This window comes from Marinobacter nauticus ATCC 49840, assembly GCF_000284615.1.
GTDB lineage: Bacteria > Pseudomonadota > Gammaproteobacteria > Pseudomonadales > Oleiphilaceae > Marinobacter > Marinobacter nauticus.
The window spans coordinates 2,923,038-2,949,034 of record NC_017067.1 but is presented as its reverse complement, the minus strand read 5'-3'; the positions used below and the strand labels follow the sequence as shown (position 1 = coordinate 2,949,034).

Annotated in this window: 22 protein-coding genes; 13 read left to right on the top strand and 9 right to left on the bottom strand. The window is 53.4% G+C overall.

Annotation, left to right across the window (positions count from 1 at the left end):
- Positions 1–2 precede the first annotated feature (2 nt).
- Both eutC and MARHY_RS13665 read right to left on the bottom strand, forming a co-directional pair.
- Entirely contained in the window at positions 3–827 is an 825-nt protein-coding gene (eutC, locus tag MARHY_RS13670; protein ID WP_014422314.1) for an ethanolamine ammonia-lyase subunit EutC, read from the bottom strand.
- Between the two features lie 2 nt (positions 828–829).
- Positions 830–2,233, bottom strand: a complete 1,404-nt coding sequence (locus MARHY_RS13665) for an ethanolamine ammonia-lyase subunit EutB (protein WP_014422313.1) — start codon at positions 2,231–2,233, stop codon at positions 830–832.
- A 194-nt stretch (positions 2,234–2,427) separates the two neighbouring features.
- On the opposite strand from MARHY_RS13665, the gene MARHY_RS13660 reads away from it, so the two are divergent.
- From MARHY_RS13660 to MARHY_RS13645, 4 genes are all read left to right on the top strand, one after another.
- Positions 2,428–3,744: a methyl-accepting chemotaxis protein gene (locus MARHY_RS13660; RefSeq protein WP_014422312.1), complete on the top strand. Its 1,317-nt coding sequence runs from the start codon at positions 2,428–2,430 to the stop codon at positions 3,742–3,744.
- Positions 3,745–3,821: 77 nt separating this feature from the next.
- A complete protein-coding gene (locus MARHY_RS13655) occupies positions 3,822–5,537 on the top strand; it encodes a sensor domain-containing diguanylate cyclase (RefSeq protein WP_014422311.1) in 1,716 nt (571 codons plus the stop codon).
- 148 nt (positions 5,538–5,685) lie between these two features.
- Positions 5,686–6,015: an ElaB/YgaM/YqjD family protein gene (locus tag MARHY_RS13650; RefSeq protein WP_011786381.1), complete on the top strand. Its 330-nt coding sequence runs from the start codon at positions 5,686–5,688 to the stop codon at positions 6,013–6,015.
- A complete protein-coding gene (locus MARHY_RS13645) occupies positions 6,015–6,506 on the top strand; it encodes a hypothetical protein (RefSeq protein ID WP_014422310.1) in 492 nt (163 codons plus the stop codon). The genes MARHY_RS13650 and MARHY_RS13645 overlap by 1 nt, the downstream gene beginning before the upstream one ends.
- Here the strand turns inward: MARHY_RS13645 and MARHY_RS13640 are convergent.
- Positions 6,488–7,135: a TetR/AcrR family transcriptional regulator gene (locus MARHY_RS13640; RefSeq protein WP_041654928.1), complete on the bottom strand. Its 648-nt coding sequence runs from the start codon at positions 7,133–7,135 to the stop codon at positions 6,488–6,490. The two genes, MARHY_RS13645 and MARHY_RS13640, sit on opposite strands and share 19 nt — an antisense overlap.
- Positions 7,136–7,142: 7 nt before the next feature.
- The gene (locus MARHY_RS13635; RefSeq protein WP_014422308.1) at positions 7,143–7,904 is read right to left on the bottom strand and encodes an SDR family NAD(P)-dependent oxidoreductase; all 762 of its coding nucleotides are present in this window, start codon (positions 7,902–7,904) and stop codon (positions 7,143–7,145) included.
- A gap of 185 nt (positions 7,905–8,089) precedes the next feature.
- Between MARHY_RS13635 and MARHY_RS13630 the strand changes: the two genes are divergently transcribed.
- From MARHY_RS13630 to mtgA, 3 genes are all read left to right on the top strand, one after another.
- On the top strand, positions 8,090–9,394 hold the full coding sequence (locus MARHY_RS13630; protein ID WP_014422307.1) for an MFS transporter: 1,305 nt from the start codon (positions 8,090–8,092) through the stop codon (positions 9,392–9,394).
- Positions 9,395–9,471: 77 nt separating this feature from the next.
- Complete coding sequence (locus tag MARHY_RS13625) at positions 9,472–11,211, top strand: N-acyl-D-amino-acid deacylase family protein (protein ID WP_014422306.1); 1,740 nt, start codon at positions 9,472–9,474, stop codon at positions 11,209–11,211.
- Between the two features lie 11 nt (positions 11,212–11,222).
- Positions 11,223–11,930, top strand: a complete 708-nt coding sequence (gene mtgA / locus MARHY_RS13620) for a monofunctional biosynthetic peptidoglycan transglycosylase (RefSeq protein ID WP_011786377.1) — start codon at positions 11,223–11,225, stop codon at positions 11,928–11,930.
- A gap of 21 nt (positions 11,931–11,951) precedes the next feature.
- Here mtgA and MARHY_RS13615 read toward each other — a convergent pair whose 3' ends face one another.
- On the bottom strand, positions 11,952–12,884 hold the full coding sequence (locus MARHY_RS13615) for a helix-turn-helix domain-containing protein (RefSeq protein WP_041654925.1): 933 nt from the start codon (positions 12,882–12,884) through the stop codon (positions 11,952–11,954).
- Between the two features lie 120 nt (positions 12,885–13,004).
- On the opposite strand from MARHY_RS13615, the gene MARHY_RS13610 reads away from it, so the two are divergent.
- Positions 13,005–13,910: a DMT family transporter gene (locus MARHY_RS13610; protein ID WP_011786375.1), complete on the top strand. Its 906-nt coding sequence runs from the start codon at positions 13,005–13,007 to the stop codon at positions 13,908–13,910.
- 20 nt (positions 13,911–13,930) lie between these two features.
- Here the strand turns inward: MARHY_RS13610 and MARHY_RS13605 are convergent, their stop codons facing one another.
- The 4 genes from MARHY_RS13605 to MARHY_RS13595 form a co-directional block, all read right to left on the bottom strand.
- Positions 13,931–14,335 (bottom strand): hypothetical protein, encoded by a 405-nt coding sequence (locus MARHY_RS13605; RefSeq protein WP_224849668.1) that lies wholly within the window; start codon positions 14,333–14,335, stop codon positions 13,931–13,933.
- A gap of 479 nt (positions 14,336–14,814) precedes the next feature.
- Positions 14,815–15,081, bottom strand: coding sequence for an EAL domain-containing protein (locus MARHY_RS18630; protein WP_081496573.1), 267 nt, complete (start codon positions 15,079–15,081; stop codon positions 14,815–14,817).
- A gap of 133 nt (positions 15,082–15,214) precedes the next feature.
- Positions 15,215–16,375 carry an NAD(P)/FAD-dependent oxidoreductase gene (locus tag MARHY_RS13600; RefSeq protein WP_041654924.1) on the bottom strand — a complete coding sequence of 387 codons (1,161 nt, stop codon included), beginning with the start codon at positions 16,373–16,375 and terminating at the stop codon, positions 15,215–15,217.
- A gap of 32 nt (positions 16,376–16,407) precedes the next feature.
- Positions 16,408–18,990, bottom strand: coding sequence for a LuxR C-terminal-related transcriptional regulator (locus MARHY_RS13595; protein WP_226374336.1), 2,583 nt, complete (start codon positions 18,988–18,990; stop codon positions 16,408–16,410).
- Between the two features lie 258 nt (positions 18,991–19,248).
- Between MARHY_RS13595 and MARHY_RS13590 the strand changes: the two genes are divergently transcribed.
- From MARHY_RS13590 to MARHY_RS13570, 5 genes are all read left to right on the top strand, one after another.
- On the top strand, positions 19,249–20,472 hold the full coding sequence (locus MARHY_RS13590; protein ID WP_197463861.1) for an alkane 1-monooxygenase: 1,224 nt from the start codon (positions 19,249–19,251) through the stop codon (positions 20,470–20,472).
- A gap of 137 nt (positions 20,473–20,609) precedes the next feature.
- Complete coding sequence (locus MARHY_RS19115) at positions 20,610–21,128, top strand: rubredoxin (protein WP_014422297.1); 519 nt, start codon at positions 20,610–20,612, stop codon at positions 21,126–21,128.
- A gap of 51 nt (positions 21,129–21,179) precedes the next feature.
- The gene (locus MARHY_RS13580) at positions 21,180–22,634 is read left to right on the top strand and encodes an aldehyde dehydrogenase family protein (RefSeq protein WP_014422296.1); all 1,455 of its coding nucleotides are present in this window, start codon (positions 21,180–21,182) and stop codon (positions 22,632–22,634) included.
- A 27-nt stretch (positions 22,635–22,661) separates the two neighbouring features.
- Positions 22,662–24,260 carry a GMC family oxidoreductase gene (locus MARHY_RS13575; RefSeq protein WP_014422295.1) on the top strand — a complete coding sequence of 533 codons (1,599 nt, stop codon included), beginning with the start codon at positions 22,662–22,664 and terminating at the stop codon, positions 24,258–24,260.
- A 37-nt stretch (positions 24,261–24,297) separates the two neighbouring features.
- Positions 24,298–25,983: a long-chain fatty acid--CoA ligase gene (locus MARHY_RS13570; protein WP_227716479.1), complete on the top strand. Its 1,686-nt coding sequence runs from the start codon at positions 24,298–24,300 to the stop codon at positions 25,981–25,983.
- Positions 25,984–25,997: the final 14 nt, after the last annotated feature.

Below are 25,997 nucleotides of genomic sequence, written 5' to 3'. Positions count from 1 at the left end.
GGCTACACCAGAAAATTCCCCCTCTCTGATACGGTCAGTTCCACTTCTTCGCTTCGATCCTTTAGGGCGACCCCTGAGGTGCCCAGTCGCCTGGCTTCCTTAAGAAGGTAGATCACTTTCTCGCTCGCCTGTTCCACCCCCAGTCCGGCAGGGCGGATGTTGGATACGCAGTTGCGGCGGGCGTCTGGCAGCCCCGGCTCGGGATGATGAGTAAGGTAGACGCCGAGGCTGTCGGGTGAGCTGAGCCCCGGTCGCTCGCCGATCAGTACCACCACTTGTTGTGTCCCGAGCACCTGGCCTATGTGGTCGCCAATCGCTACGCGCCCCTGTTCTACCAGCAGGGGTGCTGCAACCCGCCACTCAGGGTCGTCATGGGTCAGTTTCCCGAGGAAGCTGCGCATGAACGCCGGGGCGTTTTGCTGCACGGCTCTGGCTGACAGTCCGTCGGCGATCACTATGGCCAGATCAGGGGGCTCAGCAGAGCCTGTTTTCGACGATTGTAGACGGCTGCTGGATGATTCGCTCAGAACACGCCCCAGATCCGGCCTTTGCAGGTAGCAGGCCCGGTCTGGTGCCTGGCTCTGAAGTTGAATCGGTGGGCCCAGGGCCGACATCTCGGGTATCTGCTGGAATTCGACGATCAACTGCTCAATATCCAGTGGATGGTGCACGGCATCCCTGGCGCGGGCATGTGCCAGCTGAAACTCAAGAAGCTCTGCTGTGGGGAGGCTGACGCCCGCCCTGCCAAGGCCGATGCGGGCTGGGGTGTACTGGCGCAGACCTCGCCAGGGGTTGTGAACGACGGTCGGGAACTTTGAGTCGGTCATGGTTATGCTCTCCTTCGCGGGCCGGAGAGGCTGTGGCGGAAGGCCGCTGGTATGTCGTTATTCAGCGACACCCGATCCGAATCCTCGAAAATCTGCATGGCACGCAACCATTGCTCGAACTCCGGTGCCGGTTTCAGGTTGAGCACACGGCGGGCGTAAAGGGCGTCGTGGAATGACGTGGTCTGGTAATTGAGCATGATGTCATCTGACCCTGGAATGCCCATGATGAATGTGCATCCGGCGACTCCGAGCAGCGTCAGCAGGTTATCCATATCATTCTGGTCGGCTTCGGCGTGGTTGGTGTAGCAGATGTCGCAACCCATCGGCAGCCCGAGCAGCTTTCCGCAGAAATGATCCTCCAGGCCTGCCCGGGTGATCTGCTTGCCATCATAGAGATATTCCGGGCCGATAAAGCCGACCACCGTATTCACCAGCAGCGGGTCAAAATGGCGGGCGACCGCGTAGGCCCTGGCCTCGCAGGTTTGCTGGTCAAGGCCGTGGTGAGCATTGGCGGAGAGGGCGCTACCCTGACCGGTTTCAAAGTACATTACGTTTTGGCCGACGGACCCGCGTTTCAGGCTCAGAGCGGCTTCCTGGGCCTCTTTCAGGGTGGCGAGGTTGAATCCGAAACTCTGGTTGGTGGCTTCGGTGCCGCCTATAGACTGGAAAACCAGATCTACGGGCGCCCCCTGTTCGATGGCTTCGAGGGTGTTGGTCACGTGAGTAAGCACACAAGACTGAGTTGGAATGTCGTAGCGCTGGATTACCTCGTCGACCATGGTCAGTAGCCGCTTGGTTTGAGCCACGTTATCGGTCGCTGGATTAATGCCGATGACGGCGTCGCCATTGCCATAAAGCAGGCCATCAAGAATGCTGGCGGCGATGCCTGCCATGTCATCTGTAGGGTGGTTCGGTTGCAGCCGGGTGGAAAGGCGCCCCGGCAACCCGACGGTGTTTCGGAATGCCGTGGTTATCTGGCACTTCTGCGCAACCAGGATCAGATCCTGGTTGCGCATGAGCTTGCTCACCGCCGCCACCATTTCCGGCGTCAGACCGGGACGCAGTCGTGCCAGCACCTCCGGCGAGGCGTTATCGCTCAGAAGCCAGTTCCGGAAATCGCCGACCGTCAGGTGAGAAACGGGGGCGAAGGCGGTGGCGTCATGAGAGTCCATGATCAGGCGGGTTACCTCATCCGTTTCATAGGGAATCAGGGCGTCGGTCAGAAATGTCTTGAGTGGCAGGTCGGCCAGACACATTTGTGCCAGTACCCGCTCTTCAGCCGACGCTGCGCCAACGCCGGCGAGATGATCGCCTGAGCGCTCTGGCGTTGCCTTTGCCATCAAGGTCCCCAGGTCCCTGAAATCCATGGTCTGAAATCCCATACGGTACGTATACTGGCCACTCATGGTCTTCTCCTTTGGTCCTGGGGTGTCTCTGCCGTACCCACGATCAGATTCCTTTAACTACACTGTAGTTTCTGGAAGAAAATGCTGTCACAAGGGCGTGAAGCCTTAAGTTTAGATCGGTTGAGCCGTTAGTTGAAAAGTGGAAGTACTGTCAGTCTGGCTGATGGTTTGGGGCGACTAGGAGCACTGGACAAATGTTCGGCAAAAAACTGCAACAAGAAAACGAGAACCTCAAGGAAGAGCTGTACATGTTGCAGCAACTCGTTGAAGACGTCGCGGAGGAGATGATGGCCCTGGAGTTGGACTCCGGTGGCCTGATCAAGTCTGTCAATTCGCGTTTCCAAAGCGAGTTTGGTGCCGGCAGTGATGCGGTGATTGGCCGGCACCCCAGAGATCTGGTGCCCGAATACCTGAGATCTACCCAGCATTTCCGGTTGATGACGGAGGCGGTCAGCAAAGGACGTGTATGGGTAGGCGCCTGGCAGGTGCAGAATGGCGCAGGCACTCATCTTTGGTTCCGGGCCATGGTATGTCCGATCAAACGGCGGGACGGTGAGCTGGACCACATCACGATCTTCGCCAACAACCTTACCCGGACCATTGAGACCTCTCGTGAGCACGAAAACCTGATTCGGGCGATGCAGCGTTCGACAGCGGTGATCGAGTTTGACCTCCATGGCCATGTGCTGACCGCCAACCACCTGTTTCTGGATGCGATGGGCTATCGGCTCGACGAAATCAAGGGAAAACACCACCGCATCTTTTGTCCTCCGGAAGTATATAACTCCCCAAACTACGAGCAGTTCTGGCAGCGACTGCGTAGCGGTGATTTTGTCGCTGAACGCTTCAAGCGGGTTGACAAGGCGGGCCGTGAAGTCTGGCTTGAAGCTTCCTATAACCCGTTGATGAATGCCCGTGATGAGCTCTACAAGGTTGTGAAATTTGCAACGGTGATCACCGAGCAGGTCCTTCAGGAACGGGAAGTCTCCAACGCTGCAGGCGTCGCCTACGACACATCTAAAGCGACGGATGCCAGCGCCAAGCGAGGCAAGGAAGTTATGGAGAATACGGTCACGGTGATGCAGCAGCTGGCGGACGAAATGAGTCGGGCGGTTGAACGTATTGGCGAACTTGATCAGCAATCCCAGACCATCAATGCACTGATCCAGAGTATTAGCGGAATCGCGGAGCAGACCAATCTGCTGGCGCTTAACGCTGCCATTGAGGCGGCCCGGGCGGGCGATCAGGGACGGGGCTTTGCGGTGGTGGCCGATGAGGTAAGAAAGCTGGCATCCCGGACGTCGGAAGCGACCGAAGAGATCACCTCGGTTGTCAGTCGTAACCAGGAGCTGACTTCCAGAGCGGTGGGTGTGATCGAATCCGGAAAATCCAGGGCGGAAGAGGTGCGGTCGCTCGTTGGCGAGGCCGGGGATGTGATCAATGAGATTCAGGAGGCCGCCCGTGAGGTTGTTGATGCTGTCTCTCAATTTGCCAACCGGTTGGGCAACTGACTCGGCCTAAGGTTCTACTGCCCTGAATTGCGACAGGTGCTAGACTTGGAATCCCTGCAGGTGTAAGGAAACCCTCAATGGCGCTTGGCCGTTTGCTGCTCGTTGTGTTGATGCTGTCGCTTGTTTCTCTCCCCGCCCTTGCTCTGGAATCGGTTGCGCCGGGAGAGCAAGGCGTGGCGCTGACAGACTTTTCCATCGAATACTTCATCGATGGATCGCAAACGAAGGACTATGAAACCGTTCGGCTTGAGTCTTTCGACCAGACCATGAGCACCACCACCCTCGGTACCCGGGCGGCGGTGACCTGGTATCGGGTTTCATTACACAACCCAGGCCCTGATGACCGTTCGCTGTTTCTGCACCTTCCCAAGGCTTATCACGTTCGTTCAATCGATATTGTTGAAGAGCGCTCCTCACGCGTCGTCAATCGGCTTTCCGTTAACCTCAATGAGGCTGACGCCCACCCTGCCATGTATCGGGGAACACTGGTGTATCCGTTCGAACTGCAAGCCGGGAAAACGACGGTTGTGTATGTGCGTAGTCACGCATACTCACACCAGTGGTTCTCGTTGAAGGTATACGATGACGAGAATTCCCGGCGGGCGCTGGCCGGGGGGCACCTCGATATTGCCCTTATGGTGGGGATGATGCTGGCGCTGGTGTTCTATAACGGCCTTTTGTATTTCGCCACCAGCAAGAAGGAAAACATTTACTACTCACTCTATCTGATTTCAGGCCTGGTCTGGATCGCTCTGTCTTACGGTTTGGTGGCGAAGGCGTTCAACGCTTACGGCGACGCAGTGTTTGTCCTGAATCTCTCTTTGATAACCATGCCGATTTTCCTGCTGTTGTTCATGATGGCCATTTTCGAAACACATGAGTATTTCCGCACCGAACATCGCGTGCTTCAGGGTATGCTGGCATTGCTGGTGGTGACGTTTGTTTACGGCCTGTTTGATATCGCGACGGCCCTGAAGCCTGCCAGCAGTCTTGCCGCCCTGATGATGGTAGTGACCTTCTCCGTGAGCATTTCGCTGTTCAGGAAGGGGCACCCTCTGGTCAAATTTTTCCTTGTTGGTCACACCTTTTTTGTGGTGTTCAACGGGTTTGCCGTTCTGTATTACAAAGGTCTGGTTGAACCGAACTACATCAATAGTCATGGAGTCGGTATTGGTATTGTTCTGGAAGCGCTCACCCTGGCTTTCATTATTTCTTACAGAATCAAGGTGTTGGAGGATATCCGGTCAAAGCAGGATGAACTGAAACGCCAGGCCTCGACGGACCCTCTGACACGGCTCTTCAATCGCCGGTATTTCATGGCGGAGGGAGAGTACGTGCTGGAACAGGCCCGGACCTCGGGTGAGCCGTTGTCGGTTATAGCCATTGATATCGATCATTTCAAAGCGGTCAATGACACCCATGGCCACAATGTGGGCGACTTGGTTCTGGTAGAAGTTGCCTCGGTATTTCGTCAGTTCAGCCGGGACAGGGATCTGGTCGCGCGCTTCGGTGGTGAGGAATTCGTCATTCTCCTGCCGGGTGCGGATCTGGCAGAGGCGTTTGGCTGTGCTGAACGTATCAGGAACGCTGTCGAAGCCATGATGATTGATGGAGGCGATGGGTTGGTGGTTCAAGTCACAGTAAGTGTCGGTGTGGCTGAGGTAAACCCCCTTCTGGAATCTGTGGAGGGGGCGGTCAAACGGGCCGACCATTCACTGTATGAAGCTAAGGCCGGGGGCCGCAACCGGGTTTGTGGCTATGATGGTCCGGCCGGCAAGGCCCTACCCACCTGAGAGTGGAGATCCTCTATTGGCGTCCCGCACATTAAGAAGCGCTAATCACGTTGTTTGAACCCTGTGCTAGAGTTGGAGTGACCGTGGTTGCTTTGGATACACGCAGCCATAGCCGAAATAGCAGTAATCATACTGATAAGGAGGCAAGATGATGGAAGCGAAATCCGGTCAACAAAATGAGTACGAACAGGTACGTGAGGATCTGCGCCGTCTTCAGGAAGATATGGCCAAGCTGACCAGAAGCGTCGCTGAAGGCCAGAAGAACAACATCAGTCATCTCCGAGACGAGATACGCCGCGAAAGCCGGGAAGCGTTTGACCAGGTAAAGCGGCGGGGCGATGAAGCCCTTGATCGCGCAAAGGATGTTAGCGGCAAAGCGGTGGAAAACGTGGAACACAAAATTGAGGAGCGTCCATTCCTCAGTATTGTTCTTATGTTTCTGGCCGGGTTGTTGGTGGGTCGCTTGTTGGATCGCTGATGATGCCTGACTCGGCCTGGTTGCAGGGCGCGCTCCGAAAAGCAGTCGCGGCCATCATTGGCTTCATGCTGCTTTTCGTATTGTTGCTGGCCCTGCTCATTACTGGCATCTATCTCCTCGTCAATGCCGCAACCCTGGCGCTGTCTCCCTGGGTGGGAGAAGCCGGGGCCATGGCATTGACGGGTACATTCTGTTTTTTACTGCTTTTACTGGTTCTCTACCGTCTTTCCCGGCCCGGCAAGCCCGGATCTTCAGACAGTGGCAGTTCTTCGGCTGCCCGTTCACCGACTAATCTTCTGCTTGATGTGATCCGGAAGAATCCGCTGGAGGCCGCGTCAGTGGCGTTTGCACTGGGTGTGGTTGAACAGGGTGATCCGCGTTTGAAAGCTTTGTTGCTGCAGGGTGGGATGGTTCTGATGAAAGATGCTCAGTCTTCCCCGGACAATCCTGCGGACTCAGGTGATGACGAGGTTCAGTCGTCGCCTTCCTGACGAAATGCCTGCGTCAGTGCGTTCAGGTGGGCGCTCAAGGTTGGCTCAAACGCCATCTGAAAGATCGTCAGCGGCTCCTGCTGCATGGCTTTGCGCGCAGCTTCGGGAGGATGGGTCATGTGCCAGCAGCCAATAAGCGCCTGTTGGCACTGCATCAAGAAATGAAAACACGCCTGGGGGCCCTTTCCGGTTGTCTCCCGGATCAAGTTCACCAGTAGCTGGGATTGCTCCAGCAAAAACAACTTGAACTCTCGTGCCTCCTGTTCTGTCAGCCCGGTTTCCAGGGCAACGTGAAGAATTGCGGTCAGACCGCAGAACAGCGGGTGCGATACCAGTAACGTGGTCATTTCTTCTGGCAGTCGGACCGGCGCCCCGGAGCGGGCATGTTCCGTCAGCTCAATAAAGGCGCGTTTATAGACAGCAATAAACAGCAGCTCTTTGCTGCGAAAATAGCGGTACAGCGCGGCCTTGGTCAGGCCACTTGCACTGGCAACGTCTGCCAGTGTGAGCTCGTGAAAACGCTTGGTGACAAAGAGTTCTGCGGCGGCATCCAGAATGTGTTGCTCGCGAGCGAATTTCTCCGCGTCACTCCGCGCCCTCTGTCGACCACCGCAAAGCCTGTGTTTCATTATTCCATTACGCCTGTAACCAACCTGCAAGACGCCGCGTGACGAGCCGCGGAGAAAACTTGCCTAACCATACCATCAACCGGTTCCGCAGTCCCGAGATCACTATGGCCTGTCCTCGCTTGGTTAAGGCCTCCCTGACGACATCTTCGGTAGACATGGCTCCTGATTTAAACAGTCGGGTGTTGGTCATGTTGGCTTCAGCCGCGAACTCCGTCGAGGTCGCGCCGGGGCACAGAGCGCTGACAGACACTCCGGAGGCTTTCAGTTCCTCATGCAGGGCTTCCGAGAAAGAGAGCACGAAGGCCTTGGTGGCGTAGTAGATCGCCATGCCCGGCCCAGCCTGGAACGCTGCCGTAGAGGCCACGTTGATGATAAAGCTGTTGTCGGTTTTTCGCAGGTTGTCGATCAGGTGATGGGTCAGGGCAACCAGTGAGGTGACGTTCACCTGAATCATATCCAGTTGACGTTTTACGCTGAGTTCGTGGAACTGGCCCCGGTCACCAAATCCGGCGTTGTTGATCAGGCCTCGCAGCTGCCATTGATTGCTTGCCACTGCTTTGATCACCTGATCAACGCCGTCAGGTGAAGAGAGGTCGGCTGCCAGAGTTTCGACGGATACACCGAATGTCTGCATCAGATCGCTCGCCAGTGCGCTCAGACGCTCCTCGCGCCTTGCAACGAGAATAAGATTTTCACCTTCTTTGGCTAACTCACGGGCAAAGGTTTCGCCAATGCCGGCGCTGGCGCCGGTGACCAAAACATAGTTCATGACACTCTCCTGTTAAGTGAACAATGGTTATTTAATCTACTTTGCCTTGCGCGGGATGTAAATAACCGCTGGTAACTTAATGACGTTCATCTGTCGTGTCTTTAATGCGTCGGGGGTGTGCATTCGCAGCATAAGCGGCCACAATCAGTTTCCTTGATCATGAGTTACGCCAGGGAGATTAGCGAATGGCAATGCGCTTCCAAACAGAGCCGTTCAACGGACCGGAGAATAAACGCGCACTCTGGTCGTGGGCGCTCTACGACTGGGCAAACAGTGCCTTCTTTACGATCATTCTTACTTTTGTCTTCGCCCAGTACTTCAGCGTCTCAGTGATTCAGGATGAAGTGGCGGGCACGCGGGCATGGGGCAACATCGTTGGTATAGCCGGGGTGGTGATTGCCATACTTGCTCCAATTCTCGGTGCTGTTGCCGATCAGTCAGGCCGGCGCAAACCCTGGTTGATCAGTTTTACACTCCTGTGTGTGATTTCGTCGGCCATGTTGTGGACGGTGACGCCGGATCAGAGTCAGTTCTGGACGGCCGCTCTGTGGGTGGGGTTGGGTACACTTGGGGCTGAGTTCGCTTTCATCTTCTATAACTCGATGTTGCCGGATCTGGCTCGGCCGGAGCGTACCGGACGGTGGTCTGGCTGGGCCTGGGGACTGGGTTATGTGGGCGGTATCGCCAGTCTGGTGGTGGCGCTCTATGGCTTTATCGAAGCGGACGGCACGATTTTTAACCTTGATCGAGACGCCGCAGAGCACGTGCGGGCAACCTTTGTTCTGGTGGCCGTGTGGTATCTGGTATTTGCCTTGCCGGCGTTCTTTTTTATCCCGGATCGTCCGTCAACCGGTTTGGGTCTGGGGGCGGCGACGCGGGCCGGACTGGCCCAACTGAAACAATCCATTGCTCATGTACGGCAGTATCGGGACATCGTGCGGTTTCTGATTGCGAGGATGCTGTACACCGATGGCCTGGCGACGATTTTTACCTTTGGTGGCGTCTACGCTGCCGGCACGTTCAACATGAGTCCCACGGAAGTGCTGCAGTTTGCCATTGCCCTGAACGTCACTGCCGGGCTGGGGGCACTGGGCTTTGCCTGGATTGACGATGCTCTGGGTGGTCGCAATACCATCCTGCTGTCGCTGGTGGGCCTGGGCTGCAGTGCGTTCGCAATTCTGGTGGTGGATGGGGCCACCGCGTTCTGGATATGGGGCATGATTCTGGGCATTTTCGTGGGGCCGCTGCAATCGGCCAGCCGTTCTCATCTGGCCCGTGTGGCCCCGCCGCATCTGCAGACTCAGATGTTCGGCTTGTTCGCATTCTCCGGGAAGGCAACCGCCTTTGCCGGCCCTTTGCTGGTGGGTTGGGTGACGTCGGTTACCGACAGCCAGCGTTGGGGCATGAGTACGATCTTGCTGTTCCTGCTGATCGGGTTTGTGCTGATGCTGAAAGTGCCTGCGACTGAGGCCCGAAAAGCGGAGGACTGACACGGTATCTGCCCCAGCTTCGGCTATTCTGATTCATAGCCTTCCCACAACAACAAGATCCTGAGGGGCGTTTTGCCATGGCCAGATATGACTTCATCATCAAGGGCGGCCGCTATTTCGACGGCACCGGGGCACTCTCGTTTACCCGCAACCTCGCCATCAAGGATGGCCGGGTTGTCCGTGTGACGGCCGATCCGATTCCTCATGACGATGCCGAGCGCGTTATCGATGCCTCCGGGCTTTGGGTGATGCCAGGTTTTCTCGATACCCACACGCACTACGATGCCGAACTGCTGGTAAGCCCAAGCCTCTCGGAATCTGTGCGTCACGGCGTGACAACCGTGCTGGTGGGGAGCTGCTCTTTGAGCATGGTGTGCAGCGACTACGAGGATGCCTCGGATATCTTTACGCGGGTCGAGACTGTACCCAGGGAGCGGGTGTTGCCAATTCTGAAAGCTCACAAGACCTGGTCGACGCCGCGTCAATGGGTGGAACATCTTCGTCAGGTTCCTCTGGGCCCAAACATTATCAGCTTTCTCGGGCACAGTGATTTGCGGGTGGGGGTGATGGGACTCAGTCGGGCAACGGATCTCTCAACGCAGCCCACCGAGGAAGAGTTGAAAACCATGGAACGCTTGTTGAAGGAGGCATTGGATGAGGGCTTCCTGGGACTTTCGACCATGTGTCTGAAGTGGGACAAGGTGGATGGCGACCGAGAGTGGTCCAAAAGCCTGCCCAGCACCTACGCGCGCTGGAGCGAGATTGCGCGCCTGAACAAACTGGTGCGGGCCTACAACCGCGTGCACCAGGGGGCGCCAAATGCGGCCACGCCACTACAGATCCTTCAGTACGTGCGTGAATGTCTGGGGTGGTTGCGCCAACCGCTCAAGACAACACTGATCAGTCAGATGGATCTCAAAGGCAGCGCTTACCTGACCAATCTGACCAAACTGACCTCGCGGGTGACAAATGCGCTTCGGGGCGACTTCCGTTGGCAGGTATTGCCGACGCCCTTCACCGTGTATGCCGATGGCATTGATGTCGTGTTCTTCGAGGAGTTTGGCGCCGGTGAGATGGCGCTGGACCTGAAAGATGCGGTGGAACGTAATGATCTCCTGAAAGACGAGTCGTACCGTCGACAATTCCGGAAGTTCTATGGTGAGAAGCTCAGCCCCCGGGTGTGGCAAAGGGATTTCGGTGATGCCATGATTATCGACTGCCCCGATGCAGCCCTGATCGGCAAGAATTTCGAAGAGGTGGCTAGGGCCCGTGGTGTGCATGTCGTCGATCTGTTCCTGGATCTGGTGGTGGAGTTCGGCAGGAATATTCGTTGGTACACCACCGTCGGGAACCATCGAAAACAGGTACTCAAACGCCTGGTGAAAGACCCCCGGTCGTTGATTACCTTCAGTGATGCCGGCGCCCATATTCGGAATATGGCGTTCTACAACCTGCCACTGCGCATGCTCAAGCTCGTTCATGAGTCTATCAATGACGGAGACCCCATCATGACCATGGAGCAGGCCGTACATCGGTTGACGGGAGATCAGGCCGACTGGTTCGGTGTGGATGCGGGCAAGATTCGTGAAGGGGACCGCGCCGATGTTGTGGTTATTGATCCGGCGGGGTTCAATCAGGACCTTGAGCAGGTGCACTGGGGCGAGATGGAAAACTTTGATCTGCAGCGTTTGGTCAATCGCAATCCCGGCATTGTAAAAACGGTTCTGATCAACGGACGGCTGGCGGTCGACGACGAGGAATTCTCGCCGTCATTCGGTCGTGAAATGGGCTATGGACAGTTTATCCCGGCGAGGTAATTAATCAGGTTATGGCCAAGGCCTCTTTTGCTAGAAAGTCACTGCGGCTGATGTTCTGGGTAGTTGTAGCCGCACTGGTGCTGATGTTTTCAATTATCCTGCTGTTCAGGTTCGTGAACCCTCCGACCTCGGCCTTCATGCTGGGTTATCAGATGGGTGATGCCCGCGAGCCTTTGCAGCACGAATGGGTGCCAATATCTGAGGTATCCGAATGGATGGCGCTGGCGGTGATCGCCAGTGAAGACCAGCGATTTCCGGAGCACCACGGGGTTGATTTCAAGGCTGTTCATAAGGCGGTCTCTGAATATCAGGCCGGAGAGGGCTTGCGAGGTGCCAGTACCATCACGCAGCAAACGGCCAAGAATCTGTTTCTCTGGAATGATCGAAGCTTTGTCCGAAAAGCCATCGAGGCGGGTCTGGCACTGGCAATTGATGCGATCTGGCCTAAACAGCGGATTCTTGAAGTCTATCTGAACATCGCAGAATTCGGACCGGGCATCTACGGTGTACAGGCAGCCAGCCGCGCCTACTACCGAATTCCGGCGGGCGTGCTGTCGCCACTCCAGGCTGCACATCTCGCTGCAGTCCTTCCTAACCCGAACGTGTTGAGCGTGCTTTCGCCCACGCCTTACGTCCAGGAACGTGTGGCCTGGATTGAGGGGCAGATGGCTCGGTTATCGAGGGCGGGGTATCTCGCCGAAATCAACGCTGGCAGGTAATGCCAAACCGTTGTTTATGGTTCACCGGCTCTTTGATGAGTGGGCCTCGCTCCGGCACTGGGATGGTGTCATACCAAACCGGGCTTTGAATGCCCGGCTGAACTGGCTGGCGTCGTTGAAGCCGCAGGCGAGAGCGATGGCAGTGATTTTGGTGGTTGATTGGCGCAGATGATCGCGTGCCCGGATGAGCCGTTGTTCCTGTACATATTGGTAGGGGGCGCAGCCAAACGTGGCCCGGAACAGTCTTGCGAAATGGTAGGGGCTGAGATTCACCCAGCCGGCCATTTCCGACAGTGTGAGAGGCCGGTCCAGTTCCGCATGAATCTGCTCCTGTAACAGTCGCCGGTACTGATGGGACAGTTGCCCGGTAACTGCGGGAGGTGCTTTGGTGACGCTGGCGTGTCGGCTGACCACCTGTAGCAGGAGCCACTGTGCCAGGTGATCCATCGCCATTGCCTGGCCGGGTGCCTGCCAGTCGCTAAGCACCAGGAGTTTACCTGCCTGGGCCAGGATCGGATCCTCACGGTGGTAGCGCTCGTTCAGTTGAATCTTATCCGGGTCGGAATCCCAGGTTTGACTGGCACATCGAGCGACATCGACATCATTGAAATAGAAATGGAAAAACTCGAATTGCCCGCCGATTTGCCAGATGGAGCGGCTGCCCGCAGGAAACAGGCACATGGCGCCGGGAAAGCCGCGGCTGACCGCCTTTCCGTTGACCATCCGCTGGGCTTGCTGGCCCTTGTCGATGTAGATGCTCAGGGCGTGATGACGAGGGCGCTCGTAGCGAACCTCACCCTCGCGGTTCTGCCATTGGGCGAGGGTTTTTCCATGCTCCAGGTTCATCATTCGCTGCGGCGCAACGCCCGCCGTGCGAAGGCTGTCGGCAATGTCCAGCTGCCCCGGTCTGTCTTGCACCGGTGAGTGGTTTGCTGTCGTTGGATTATCGATCATGGAAGGCCTCCGCAAGAATCATCCATGGTTCCGCAGGATCTGACAAGCTATCGCGCGTTCGTTTCCATAATCTGACCACCTGACGCCCGAACTTTCAATTCAATGCGGAGCATTCGAATCATGCCCATTAGTGCCCATTATGGACTGACTGTATTGATATGGGGTCTGACCTGGACGGCGATTCGACTGCAGGTCGAATCTGCGTCTGTGGATTTGGCAGTGTTCTATCGCTTTGTGATGGCTTCTGTGGTTGCACTTGCGGTTCTTGCCGTTACCCGGCGGCTGAGCAGGTTGACGCTTGGCCAGCATGGCTGGCTTTTTTTGCAAGGGCTGACGCTATACAGCGTGAATTTTCTCCTGATCTATCGGGCCGCCGAATCGATGACCAGTGGGTTGTTGGCGGTCGTGTTTTCTCTGGCGGCACTGTTCAATGCCTTCAACGGTTGGCTCTGGTTGCGAACCAGACCGACAGCGAGGCTCTACCCCGCCGTGGCCCTTGGTGTGACCGGTGTCGCGCTGCTGTTCTGGCATGACCTCCAACTCGGCAATGCCACTGGCGCGAGCATACTGTTTGCGGTCGCTGGAACCTTCTGGTTTTCCATGGGTAACCTGGTGAGCGTGAAGGTGAAGGCCGCAGGGGTTCCGTTGTTTACGGCCAATGCCTGGGCAATGGTTTATGGAGCACTTATTCTCGGATTGTGGTGCCTGATCCAGGGGGTAGAGTGGATGCTGCCTGCCACCTCAGTATTCTGGGGAGCGACCGTGTTCCTTGCCGTTCCCGGCTCTATTGTGGCGTTCTACTGCTACATTACGGTCATCCAGGTGCTGGGCGCCGACAAGGCAGGCTATGCCGCGGTACTGTTCCCGGTTGTCGCTCTTTCGGTCTCCACCTGGCTGGAGGGATTCGAGTGGACGACGCCGGCTATGCTGGGCGCCCTGCTGGCCATATTGGGAAACTATGTGTTGTTTCGTCCCGGCAAGCGTCAGAGCGTCAGCGCAACCAGCGTTCCAGAGCAACGGACCTGACTGACTCTGCTGCCGTGGGCTCACTTTGTCGTGCAGGACTCATCGCACCCGTTCGCACCGATCTCTTTGGGGGCCATTTTTAAAAACACACCCAGTGCGGCCAACAACAATGCTGTACTCGCAATAATCGCAACCGGATAAACGAGATTCCCCGCCAAATCAAGCTGGCTGTATTTGATGATCATGATCAGTCCCTCAAGCGACATGGCCACGCAAACGGTACTGATGAAGCGGGGCAGGGTACGGCGCATCATAGTCACTATATCGTGAGTTTCTGAACGGCCGCTGTATTCCGAGCGGATCACCATGGCCAGTTCGTAAACGGCCAGTGCGATAATGCTGCCGTTAACGCCATTAATCATGGCCTGCATCAAGGGCTCATCGGAATTCAGGAGTTCAAAGACATCGACGATGGTTGCTGCCACAAGAGCGAAGGCCAATCCGAAAAACAACCAGGAGAACAGCCTGGCGAACAAACCGCGTACTGGAATACTTCTCAACCTGTCGAGCATGCGTTTTCACCGTGACCTGTGGATGTGATGAGACAGGCTACGGATATTTCGTAAAGGCTGCGATTACAGGTTGCACACAGCGCGGTAACCTTGAAGCAAAGGGCGAGTTGATTATTTTACCTCCGCTCATCGCCAGGCCTTGTGGTTGGGCCGTTCACACCGGCTATCCTTGGGTTGCCAACACAGTTATCCACAGATTCTGTGGGAAAACTCTTTGCTGTTTGATCATTGTTTCGCCGGTTGTGGAGAATGTTATTGAAACCATAACTCGGCGCTTTCAAGGCGTAGTCAACGCTAAGGTCGCAAAGCGAACGTTCAGATGGTGCGATAACGCCGGCGCACACTAAGCGTTCGGTGATCCCAAATTGATTCGATGACCACCATCGGGCCAATTAAACCCAGTCAGTAACTTGTAGGTACTCCTCGCACCTTTTGACTGAGAGCGGCTTAGCATATAGATAGCCTTGTCCCGCATCACAGCCAAGGATTCGGAGATGGTTTTCTTGCTCTTTGGTCTCAATTCCCTCGGCCAGTACATCGAGTCCTAGGCTATGTCCCATCTGAATAATCGCTTTGGCAATTGCTCCACTTTCCTGGTCGTTAGGTAAGCCCCGGGTGAATGACTGGTCACTGTGGCCATCACAGCTGGGCTGGGCGATTCTGTATCTCCTGCTCTACAGCAGAGCTTGTGGGAGGGCCAGAATCCCCCTGCAGCTGGATATGCTCAGTCACGAGGCTCGACACATAGAAATCTCAGAGATGAGAATGAGTTGCATCCCATCTCGCTTACACTTACCCGGAGAGAGCTTTAGATAGCTTGGCTTGCCGGGTGGGAAGATTGACCGTTTCAGCTGCGATCATCCGGTCTCCGGAAAAGAGCCAGAATTCACAGGCATTGTCACTCTCTGTGGGACGCCGCTGAATTCGGTCGTATCCAGTGGCGATTCCAATACACTGGACTTTCATGCCGTTGAGATCTGACCAAAAACGAGGAGGAGAGGCAGGCGGAGACGGTTTACCACAAATATGAGCCGCCGCAATTTGTGCTTGAAGCATGGCATTGTGAATAGTTTCTATTCGGATGGGTGTATTGGTGGAAACGTTGACGGCTTTAGCGCAATCTCCGATCGCAAATATGTCAGGGTCAGAGCTACGCATGCCGCTGTCTACTATAATACCACCGTCGCAATCCAGGTTTGCGTCTTGCGCAAGTTCAGCATTGGGGATGGCTCCTATACCGATAACAACGACGTCTGCGGGTTTCGTAGTGCCGTCGGACAAACGGATACCGGAAACTCGGTCTCCCTCAGTGAGAATCTGGTTGACGCTAGCATTGAAGTAGAACATTACGCCGGCGGAGGCCATGCGGTTTCTGACAAAATTACTTGTTAATGGTGACGCTACTCGACACATCGCTCGGCTGTTGGCCTCAAACACAGAGACTTGTTTTCCCTGTAGATTGGCAGCGGAGGCGACTTCAAGCCCGATAACACCCGCGCCGAGAATGGCCACCTTCTCGCATTCCGGGGCTAACAGGGCATTACGTAATGCGGCGGAGTGGTCAAGATTCCTGAGATAGAAAACATTTTTTGCGCTCTCACCAGGTAAATCAATAGGACGTGGCCTCGCTCCTGTTGCCAAAATCAGCGTGTCGTATTTAATTTTCCTGCCGCCTTGAATCACTACTTGCTTTGCCGATCGTTCAAGCGCTATTACTTTACCGCCTTGTTCAAATTCAACTTTGTTGTCCCGAAAGAAATTAGGAGAACGGATCGGAGTTGGCGAGGGCAACTCATCTGAGGTCAAATAGGCTTTGGACAACGGGGGACGCTGGTAAGGCAGCGTGTTTTCCTCGCCCAAAATGGTAATCGTTCCGTCGAATCCATTCTGGCGGAGAGCCTCTGCGGCGGTCAGGCTGGCTATTCCAGCGCCAATGATAACTATTTTTTGCATATTCGCTCGATTCCTCTTTTGTTTTTGTAGCACTATAAAAGTCCGCGCAGTCGAGCTTCAGTGACTGCCTGAACCCGGTTGGTTACTTTAAGTTCGCTGAAAATCTTCTTCATATGCCATTTGACGGTATCCTCCGTCACGAGAAGCCGTTCAGCGATCTCTCTGTTGGTCATTCCGTTGCTTACGCATTTCAACAGAGAAATCTGCTTTATCGTGATAGTTGAGTGGGCATTGCCGGGCACAGGTGGCACGCTGGAGTCTTCTATTCTGACATCGGGATCCTTCGTAGCTTTAGCTTCAGAGTCGTCTGGCAGATCGTTAAAAAGATCCTGAGCAAGGGGGCTAAGAGAAAGTAGCGCTTCTTTGATCCAGAGCCGTGTGAAGTGACAGTTCAAATGTTCCGAAAGTAGGTTTGCATCAAGAATCATGCGCTTCGCCGATTTTGATGAGCCGAGGGCAAACGCTGCCAGGGCCTGACAATAGTGGGCGGCGATCCTGGTTCTAGCGTCTGAAATTGCGCTGGCGCTTTGTAGTGCTTGTTTGGCATATTTTTCGGCGACACCAAACTGTTTCCCAAGCCGTAGTCTATACATTGAGGTTACCAGGGCCATACGTGCTTGAATGGCCTGGTTTTGATTTGGCAGGAACGTCAGCTCACATTCATCGGGGAGTATGGGTGGACCCAATTCCTCGTTGTTCAGGAGAGTAAACTCAGCTAACTGAACTTTAGTCAGGATATTTAGACGAGAGAGCTCTCGCTCGCAGGAGGCTAAGCGGGATTGTTCCAACAAGGCCATGGCTCTATCTCGGAACCCTTGGTGGTACAGAAAACGGCTGTAGGCCTGTGTACACCCCCACAGAATATCTGTAACGCCATAGTTCAAAGCGAAATCGAACGAAGCCTGTGCAGATTCCTGGGTAACCAGGTGATGGTTCTGTTCGTGCAGGATTTGTAACTCAAGGGTGCCAAACATTTTATTTAAAAAAGTTTTTGGCACCTGAATCTTTTCTGCTGTTTTATTCGCCTGGATCAACACACTCATTGCTCGGGCGATGTCACCCTTGAACAGTTCAGCCTGAATTTCTGCAGTTTTAAGCCAGATAAAAGCGTAATGTTGATTGGATGACTGGATGGCCACAGCCGCTCGATGGGACAATCGCTCCAACTCTTCAAAATGGCGTCCACTGGAGGCAATGAATGCCTGGCAAGTAAGTGCTGCGCCTTTGCCAACCATGTTACGGTCGCCAAAGGAGTCTATCCATTTTTGACAGAGAACCTGACTCTCCAGTAATTCATCCTGTGTAGCTTTGCCTATCGCATTAACCAATTCCCGCCATCCTTCCTCATCAAGATTGCCCACCCCCCTGGAGCTCGGATGAAGCGAACTAACCAGTATTTCCTCTGCTTGACGAGCTTGTTGGCTGAAATACAAAATCCACGCGTAACCTATGCTCAAGGCAGCGATTTTTTTTATCGTACGAGCCGGTACTTTTCCAAACCAGGTGCGAAGTACTTCGATTTCACCCTGCCTCAGAGCCACGTCCAGAATAATGCTGTCACTTACGACGCGAGCCCAACGATGGTCACTGGCTTCCAGAGCTGCATTGATTGAATGGAGGTACTCTCCCCTACGCCAATGCCAGAACGCGACCCGTTTCAGTACATACGAGCGACGTTCTCGTTGGGTGGTGTTAAATAAACTACGCAAATACTCTCGCAGCACAGGGTGCATATCCATACGATCACCAGAAGTTCCGGTGGGAGCTAAAAGAGCATAATGTTCGTTAAGAAACGTAATTTCCCGGTCGGCCTCTTCTGTCTTATAGACATAGCCATAGCATTCAGCGCTGATTACTTCGAGCATCGCTGCATTGCAAAGAAAGGTCCTCGTACTATCGGGTAATGCAGTTAAGAGGTTGTCCCTGAAATACGAGCGAGTTTCCGGCCAAGTCGCTGCGGGGAGATTTGGGTTTGGGGTTTGGCACATAAGCCTGACAAGTGCTGGCCATCCACCGGTGGCTTTTATGATGTTGCTGGCTTCGGGGCCACCCATACCCGATAATTCACTAACCTCCTCTTCTGTAAATACAAGTTCATCAGCACCATACGTTACAACACCCGTCATCATAGACAAACGCGCCAACGCCCCGACGCGACTCGGTGCAATGAAAAATTTCACATTGCTCGGTGTTTCACAGATTAAATCCTCAATCAAATCCGCGGTATGTTTAGCCTCGCCAATCCCATCAAGGCAAATTCTTATCGTCTTTTTTGCATTACACAGTGCGTTTCGAAGAGCTTCGATGGTGTCGATGTCACTTTTTATCGTGCGCCAAGATTCAACTCCTTCGATTTGATATAAAACTAACGCTGCAAACAAACTGTCATTAACGCCATATGAGTCAGGGAAAGATCGGGTATTGATGTAAACGACGCTCTCAAGTTCCAGTTCGCGAGTGTTTGCTGCAAAGGCCACTTGTACAGATTTTCCATAGCCTGGCGGGGCCCGATACAGAACTACCTTTGATTCAGGCGTAGCAGAAGCGCTCAGGCAATAGCGGTCTAAACACCCTTGAGTAATGAAACACTGACGAGCCCACATCCTTTCAGACATCCTCCGACACCAGTCTTCCAAGCTATGGCGGGTCATGACAATCCGATCTCCTGCTTCGTCTCCCCGAAACGCGAGGGCGCTATGGGGTGAAAGCATATTGATAGATGTCTAGTGCGAAAACTACCCCTTAGGGTAGTTGTTTGATATCCGGTTCTGGCCAAACCTGTTCATGCCTACAACTTGTCAGTTCACCTGAGGGACTCGGTGTTCGCACAATGTAGAAAAATGATCAAGCTGAAAAACAATAAGGTGATCCTAATGTCAATGTCAGAAAATGTCTTAACAACAGAGTCTCTTCAGAGAGACCCTGATGCCGAAGGTTATGTCGACAGAAAACGCCACCTCTGGGTCCTTTCTGTGCTGTGGCCAGCGACGCCTCTTATTGGCCTTTATTTGGTATCCCAGACTGGATGGAGCATTTGGTACGGATTGGTGTTGATCCTTTGGTATGGCGCAGTTCCCTTGATTGATGCCATGTTTGGAGAGGATTTTTCAAACCCCCCCGAGTCGGCTGTGCCTCGGCTTGAACAGGATCGTTACTATCGGGTACTGACCTACTTGACGGTTCCTATTCACTATGCCGCCTTGATTGTCAGTGCCTGGTGGGTATCCACGCAACCAATGAGTGTTTTCGAGTTTCTGGCATTGGCCCTTTCCCTGGGAATCGTGAATGGCCTGGCTCTGAACACAGGCCACGAACTTGGCCATAAAAAAGAAACGTTTGACCGTTGGATGGCGAAGCTTGTCCTCGCCGTGGTCGGATATGGTCATTTCTTCATTGAGCACAATAAGGGGCATCACCGTGATGTGGCTACGCCGATGGACCCGGCGACATCCCGCATGGGTGAGTCCATTTACTCATTCTCACTGCGTGAAATTCCCGGTGCTTTCAAGCGGGCATGGGATTTAGAGGAACAGCGCCTCAGTCGTTGTGGAAAAAGTGTCTGGAGCCTGGAGAACGAAGTTCTTCAGCCTATGATTTTGACCGCTGTGCTTTATGCGGGATTGCTGGCGTTTTTTGGTCCCTTAATGCTGATCTTTTTGCCCATTCAAATGGCCTTTGGCTGGTGGCAGCTGACCAGCGCCAACTACATTGAGCATTACGGATTGCTGCGCGAGAAGATGTCGGATGGACGTTATGAGCGTCAACAACCGCACCACTCATGGAACTCAAACCATATTATGTCGAACCTGATTCTGTTTCATTTGCAACGACATTCCGACCATCACGCCCATCCTACAAGGTCCTATCAATCGCTTCGCGATTTCAAAGACCTGCCTTCCTTACCTTCGGGATATCCCGGAATGTTCCTGGCCGCAATGTTTCCCTCATGGTTTCGTTCGATAATGGACCACCGGGTGCTGGATTGGGCTAAAGGAGATCTCGACAAGATTCAGATTCAACCCGGCAAGCGTGAATTCTATGAGCGTAAATTTGGTGGGACTGATTCTGAATCAGTCGATACCGCCGCGGCTAAATGATCGGCTAATCGGAACTTATATACCTCGTTTACTTTATTTACGTTGCAGAAAAAGAGCCTCTGACGTGCACCTGAAAGAGGGTGCGCGTCGGGCGCTACCAAAACAAAGACAATAATATCGTTTGAAAGGTGCTCTAAATGGCTAAATATCAATGCCCTGATTGTGGTTATGTATACGACGAAGTGGTTGGTGATCCGCACGAAGGCTTTCCTGCAGGAACGACATGGGAAAAAATTCCTGAAGACTGGTCCTGTCCAGACTGTGCCGTCAGGGATAAGGTTGACTTCGTTGCGCTTCAAGAAGCGAACCCGGAACTTTCGGTGTCCGCAACCAATACAGCGGTCCGCCCTGCCAGCCAAGCTAAGACCGAGGGAGCATCGCAGAAAGCAACGGACGCATCTACTCCTTCAGCTAAAAATAAAACAAAGCCCAAAGCGAAACCGAAGCCCACCTCTTCAAAATCGCCCAAAGACTCGACTCAAAAAGATACCTATCGGAAGTGGGTCTGCATCACTTGCGGCCATATCTACGATGAAGCTCTCGGAGATGAAGCCGAAGGCTTCCCTGCGGGCACTCGTTTTGAAGATATTCCAGACGATTGGTGCTGTCCGGACTGTGGTGCCACAAAAGAGGACTATGTCCTCTATGAAGACTAGTAATCCGATTGAAAATAACAACAGTCTCGTTCAGCAAGAGGTGATTTTATAATGCAGATTGCTAGTCTGGCGGAGGTTGGGGTGACCAATGTGTCAACCAGCGATACGATTGATTCAACGTTCGCGGCCCTACAGCGGGCACAACTTGCGCGTCGCGGAAGCTTTACCTTGGAGGCTCGAATAGCGCAGCTCGACCAGCTGCGGGATTCAATTAAACGCCACGAATCAAACATCATTGCGGCGTGCGCGGCGGACTTTCGAAAACCCGCTCCAGAAGTCAAATTAACTGAACTCCTGCCGGTGCTTCAGGAAATTCGACACACTAAAAAACACTTGCGTAAATGGATGCGTCCGAAGCGAGTGGCTGCATCCGTTGGTGTTCTGGGCACGAAATCTTATGTTCGGCCAGAACCAAAGGGAGTGTGCCTGATTATTGCACCGTGGAATTATCCGCTCAATCTTGCGCTCGGACCTCTCGTCTCAGCGTTAGCTGCAGGGAACGGAGCCATCATTAAACCCTCGGAAATGACACCCCATACCTCAAAGGTGATTGCCAACATTGTCGCCGAAACCTTCCCTCCCGATCTGGTTTCCGTGATTGAGGGTGATGCCGCGGTAGCGCAGAAACTGTTGGCCTTGCCCTTCGACCATATATTCTTCACGGGCAGTCCTGCGGTCGGCAAGCTGGTCATGGAGGCTGCCGCCAAGAATCTTTCCTCAGTGACACTGGAATTGGGGGGTAAGTCCCCGACCATTGTCGGTCCAGATGCCAACATAAAGAGGGCTGCAAGAAACATTGTCTGGGGTAAGTTTGCCAATAATGGACAGACCTGTATCGCCCCAGATCATGTTTTTGTGCACGTTAATATCGCAGATCAATTCAATGAAGCACTTAAAACGGAAATTGGGCGAGTCTATGGAAAAACACCAGAAGCCCAGAAATCGACCGCCGACTATTGCCGGATTGTAAATCGACGTCATTTCCAGCGAGTTTCAAACCTGATAGATGATGCCAAAAGCAAAGGTGCAAGAGTCTTTGAAGGCGGTGTTACAGATGCTGAAGAGAATTTTATTGCTCCGACGTTAATTTCAAATGTATCCAGTGACATGGATATTTCACGTGAGGAGTTATTCGGCCCGATCTTACCCGTTATTGAATTCGACGATATTGATCTGGTTATCAAGAAAATCAACGATAACCCTAAACCGCTTGCGCTTTACATATTCGACAAAAAAGAGTCTTTTGCCACGGATATTATCGAGCGAACGAGCTCCGGCGCTGTAGGAGTCAACCTTACAGTTGTGCATTTTCTACATCCGGGTCTGCCGTTTGGTGGAGTTAATAATTCCGGGATAGGGGCGGCACACGGTGAATACGGCTTCCGCGCTTTTTCGCATGAAAAGGCGTTGATGGAGGATAAACATTCTCTTATGCATCTTCTTTTCCCACCCTATACAGCCTGGGTCCGGCGTCTTATAGAGGCAGCTGTTCGAATTCTGGGCTGAGCATAATCAAATAATAAGAGAGTTATTATGTACGATTACATTATTGTCGGTGCGGGATCGGCGGGCTGTGTATTGGCCAATCGGCTTACGGCGGACTCTTCAAAGCGAGTAGTGTTGCTAGAAGCGGGCCCAAAGGATAAAAATCCACTCATACATATGCCTATAGGTATAGCACTCCTTTCCAATAGTAAAAAGCTGAATTGGGCTCTTGAAACCGAACCTCAAGAACATCTGAAGGAGCGCCGCCTGTTTTGGCCTCGTGGTAAAACGCTTGGCGGGTCCTCTTCTATCAACGCCATGGTCTATATCAGAGGTCACAAAGCCGATTATGACCACTGGGGTCAAGTTGCCGGGACCGACCTCTGGGGATGGGATCGCGCTTTAAAATTGTTTCGTCGACTGGAAGATAATAAACGTTTTGGCGCAGATTCTTACCATGGGGAGGGCGGTGAGCTCACCGTAAGTGAACTCAAATCAGTCAATCCGTTGAGTCGAGATTTTGTTCGAGCGGCACCTCATGTAGAGCTCCCGGTAAACACGGACTTTAATGGAGAGACGCAAGAGGGATTGGGACTCTACCAGGTGACACAAAAAAATGGTCGGCGTTGGAGTTCAGCGCAGGCATTTCTGCGTGTCGCGGAGAACCGGCCTAATCTTGATGTGCTAACGGACGCGCGGGTAACCCGGGTGGTAATGGACGGTAAGCGGGCAGTCGGTGTGACACTGAACCAGGGGGGCGAATATCGCCAGCTTAGACTCAATAACGGCGGTGAAATCATATTGTCTGGTGGTGCGGTTCATTCACCACAACTGCTGATGCTTTCGGGAATCGGTGATAGCCAAGAGCTTGGAAAACACGGGATCCCCCTTGTGCATCATCTTCCTGAGGTCGGCCAGAATCTGGTTGATCATTTGGATATTACGATCATGCACGCGGCGAACTCACGTTTGCCCATTGGCGTTGCTCCCAGTTTCCTGTTTCGGGGCGTGAGCGCATTATTCTCATATATCTTTGCGCGACGTGGATTTCTTACCAGTAATGTTGCCGAGTCCGGAGGCTTTGTTAAATCCGAGCGCTCGTGCGAACGGCCAAATGTGCAATTCCACTTTTTGCCAACTTACCTGAAGGATCATGGACGAAAAGTGATGGCCGGGTATGGGTACACCTTGCATATTTGCGATCTAATGCCCAGAAGCCGCGGTTTTATTGGCCTCAAAAGCCCTGACCCATTGGCCGACCCGTTGATTCAACCCAATTATCTCAGTAACCCCGAAGACATCAAAACAATGATCTCGGCCGTTAAATTTGGACGACGGATACTCGGGGCACCAACAATGGCTTTACATAGTGAACGAGAAATTAAGCCCGGAAACTTGGTGTCTTCGGACGGTCAGATTGCGGACTTTATCCGGGAAAATGCAGAGACTATTTACCACCCCGTTGGCACTTGTCGTATGGGCGCGGATCCGGATTCAGTCGTTGATCCGGAATTGAAAGTCAGAGGGATTGAAGGGCTAAGAGTTGTCGATGCCTCGATAATGCCCAGTTTGGTTGCCGGTAACACCAACGCACCCACCATGATGATTGCCGAAAATGCAGCCGACATCCTCTTGGGAAATGTTTAGGTTCAAACCCGGATTATGCCTTCTACATTGGACCTTAATGACGCCAGATACTCGCGTCAACCAACTACAAAAACGACAGGAGATAAACGTGCTTGGCCAAATGATGAACATGGAGCTCACCGTGAATTCCTTGATCGACCATGCTGCTCGCTACCATGGAGACGCTGAGATTGTGTCGATAGGAACGGATGGAAATCCCAGTCGATCTGACTGGGCAACTGTTTCGGAGCGGTCGCGACAACTTGCGTCAGCGCTTCGAACGGCAGGCTATGTCCAGGGGGATCGGTGCGCGACCATTTGTTGGAATAACGTGGGGCACCTGGAATGTTATCTTGGCATCTCTGGTGGCGGGATGGTGTGTCACACTATTAACCCGCGACTGTTTCCAGAACAACTCGTTTACGTTATCAACAATGCTCAAGACAAAGTCATATTCTTTGACAAAACGTTCCTTCCCATTGTTTCAAATATCCGAGACCGACTGGAGACGGTTGAGGAATTTGTATTGATGTCCGAACCGGACGAAGAAATTGCAGCGCAATTTCCAGGATTGTTGTTTTATGAAGAGTTTCTCCAGCGAGGAACGCCTAACGCGAATTGGCCTGAAATCGCCGAAAACCAGGCTTCAAGCCTCTGCTATACATCGGGCACCACTGGAAATCCCAAAGGGGTGCTCTATTCACACCGCTCCACCGTTCTGCACGCGCTGGTAGCTGCTCAACCCGACGCACTGAATTTATCGGCACGGGATGTGGTGATGCCGGTTGTTCCTATGTTTCACGTAAATGCGTGGGGGGTACCCTACATTACGGCGATGGTTGGAGCCAAACTGGTGTTGCCTGGTCCTGGCCTGGATGGGCAAAGTTTGGTCAAGCTGATCGATTCAGAAAGCGTAACGATTGCGCTGGGTGTGCCTACGATTTGGCAGGGACTTCTCTCGGCTTTGGACGAGCTTGGCTCCTCGGCACAGTCGCTTAAACGGACGGTGATAGGGGGTAGCGCTTGTCCGCCCTCAATGATGTCGGAGTTTCGTGGTAAGTATGGCGTAGAAGTTGTCCATGCATGGGGAATGACAGAAACATCACCGATCGGAACCGTCAATGCACTGCTGTCGAAACACAATACTCTTTCGGAGGAAGGAAGAAACAAAATCCGTGAAAGCCAGGGACGGCCTCCCTACGGGGTGCAGCTCAAAATTGTGGGTGAAGACGGCCATCAACTGCCCGAAGATGGCATTGCTCAGGGAAATCTCCGCATCCGTGGTCATTGGGTGGTAGCCGATTACTTCGGTGTTGAACCAAATCAGACTCTTGAGGAAGACGGTTGGTTCGAGACAGGTGATGTTGCTTCGATCAATGATGATGGATTTATGACAATACGTGACCGCTCAAAAGATATTATTAAATCTGGTGGTGAATGGATATCTACAGTCGAATTGGAGGGAATCGCAATGGGCCATTCTGCCATCAATGAAGCTGCCGTAGTGGCGGCCTCCCATGATAAATGGGACGAACGACCGATCCTGTTGGCAGTAAAAATACCCGACGCAAATATTACTGAGGAGGAACTTCTTGCTCATTATCAAGGGAAAGTCGCCAAGTGGCAGATCCCGGATCGCGCGATCTTTGTGGAAGGATTGCCACGCAATGCCACTGGGAAAGTATTAAAAAACAAGCTGCGTTCTGAGTATGGGGAAGTATTAGTCAATAAACCGGCAAGCTAGCTTCAATGAGTGGC

Excerpts from the sequence above, each read along its gene's own strand:
- MARHY_RS13645 (WP_014422310.1), top strand. The coding sequence starts at position 6,015 with ATGATGCCTGACTCGGCCTGGTTGCAGGGCGCGCTCCGAAAAGCAGTC.
- MARHY_RS13660 (WP_014422312.1), top strand. The coding sequence starts at position 2,428 with ATGTTCGGCAAAAAACTGCAACAAGAAAACGAGAACCTCAAGGAAGAG.
- MARHY_RS13600 (WP_041654924.1), bottom strand. The coding sequence starts at position 16,375 with ATGCAAAAAATAGTTATCATTGGCGCTGGAATAGCCAGCCTGACCGCC.
- MARHY_RS13575 (WP_014422295.1), top strand. The coding sequence starts at position 22,662 with ATGTACGATTACATTATTGTCGGTGCGGGATCGGCGGGCTGTGTATTG.
- MARHY_RS13615 (WP_041654925.1), bottom strand. The coding sequence starts at position 12,884 with ATGATCGATAATCCAACGACAGCAAACCACTCACCGGTGCAAGACAGA.
- MARHY_RS13650 (WP_011786381.1), top strand. The coding sequence starts at position 5,686 with ATGATGGAAGCGAAATCCGGTCAACAAAATGAGTACGAACAGGTACGT.
- MARHY_RS13595 (WP_226374336.1), bottom strand. The coding sequence starts at position 18,990 with ATGTCTGAAAGGATGTGGGCTCGTCAGTGTTTCATTACTCAAGGGTGT.
- MARHY_RS13630 (WP_014422307.1), top strand. The coding sequence starts at position 8,090 with ATGGCAATGCGCTTCCAAACAGAGCCGTTCAACGGACCGGAGAATAAA.
- MARHY_RS13635 (WP_014422308.1), bottom strand. The coding sequence starts at position 7,904 with ATGAACTATGTTTTGGTCACCGGCGCCAGCGCCGGCATTGGCGAAACC.
- MARHY_RS13665 (WP_014422313.1), bottom strand. The coding sequence starts at position 2,233 with ATGAGTGGCCAGTATACGTACCGTATGGGATTTCAGACCATGGATTTC.
- mtgA (WP_011786377.1), top strand. The coding sequence starts at position 11,223 with ATGGCCAAGGCCTCTTTTGCTAGAAAGTCACTGCGGCTGATGTTCTGG.
- MARHY_RS13570 (WP_227716479.1), top strand. The coding sequence starts at position 24,298 with ATGACGCCAGATACTCGCGTCAACCAACTACAAAAACGACAGGAGATA.
- MARHY_RS13655 (WP_014422311.1), top strand. The coding sequence starts at position 3,822 with ATGGCGCTTGGCCGTTTGCTGCTCGTTGTGTTGATGCTGTCGCTTGTT.
- eutC (WP_014422314.1), bottom strand. The coding sequence starts at position 827 with ATGACCGACTCAAAGTTCCCGACCGTCGTTCACAACCCCTGGCGAGGT.
- MARHY_RS13640 (WP_041654928.1), bottom strand. The coding sequence starts at position 7,135 with ATGAAACACAGGCTTTGCGGTGGTCGACAGAGGGCGCGGAGTGACGCG.
- MARHY_RS13610 (WP_011786375.1), top strand. The coding sequence starts at position 13,005 with ATGCCCATTAGTGCCCATTATGGACTGACTGTATTGATATGGGGTCTG.
- MARHY_RS13580 (WP_014422296.1), top strand. The coding sequence starts at position 21,180 with ATGCAGATTGCTAGTCTGGCGGAGGTTGGGGTGACCAATGTGTCAACC.
- MARHY_RS13590 (WP_197463861.1), top strand. The coding sequence starts at position 19,249 with ATGTCAATGTCAGAAAATGTCTTAACAACAGAGTCTCTTCAGAGAGAC.
- MARHY_RS19115 (WP_014422297.1), top strand. The coding sequence starts at position 20,610 with ATGGCTAAATATCAATGCCCTGATTGTGGTTATGTATACGACGAAGTG.
- MARHY_RS13625 (WP_014422306.1), top strand. The coding sequence starts at position 9,472 with ATGGCCAGATATGACTTCATCATCAAGGGCGGCCGCTATTTCGACGGC.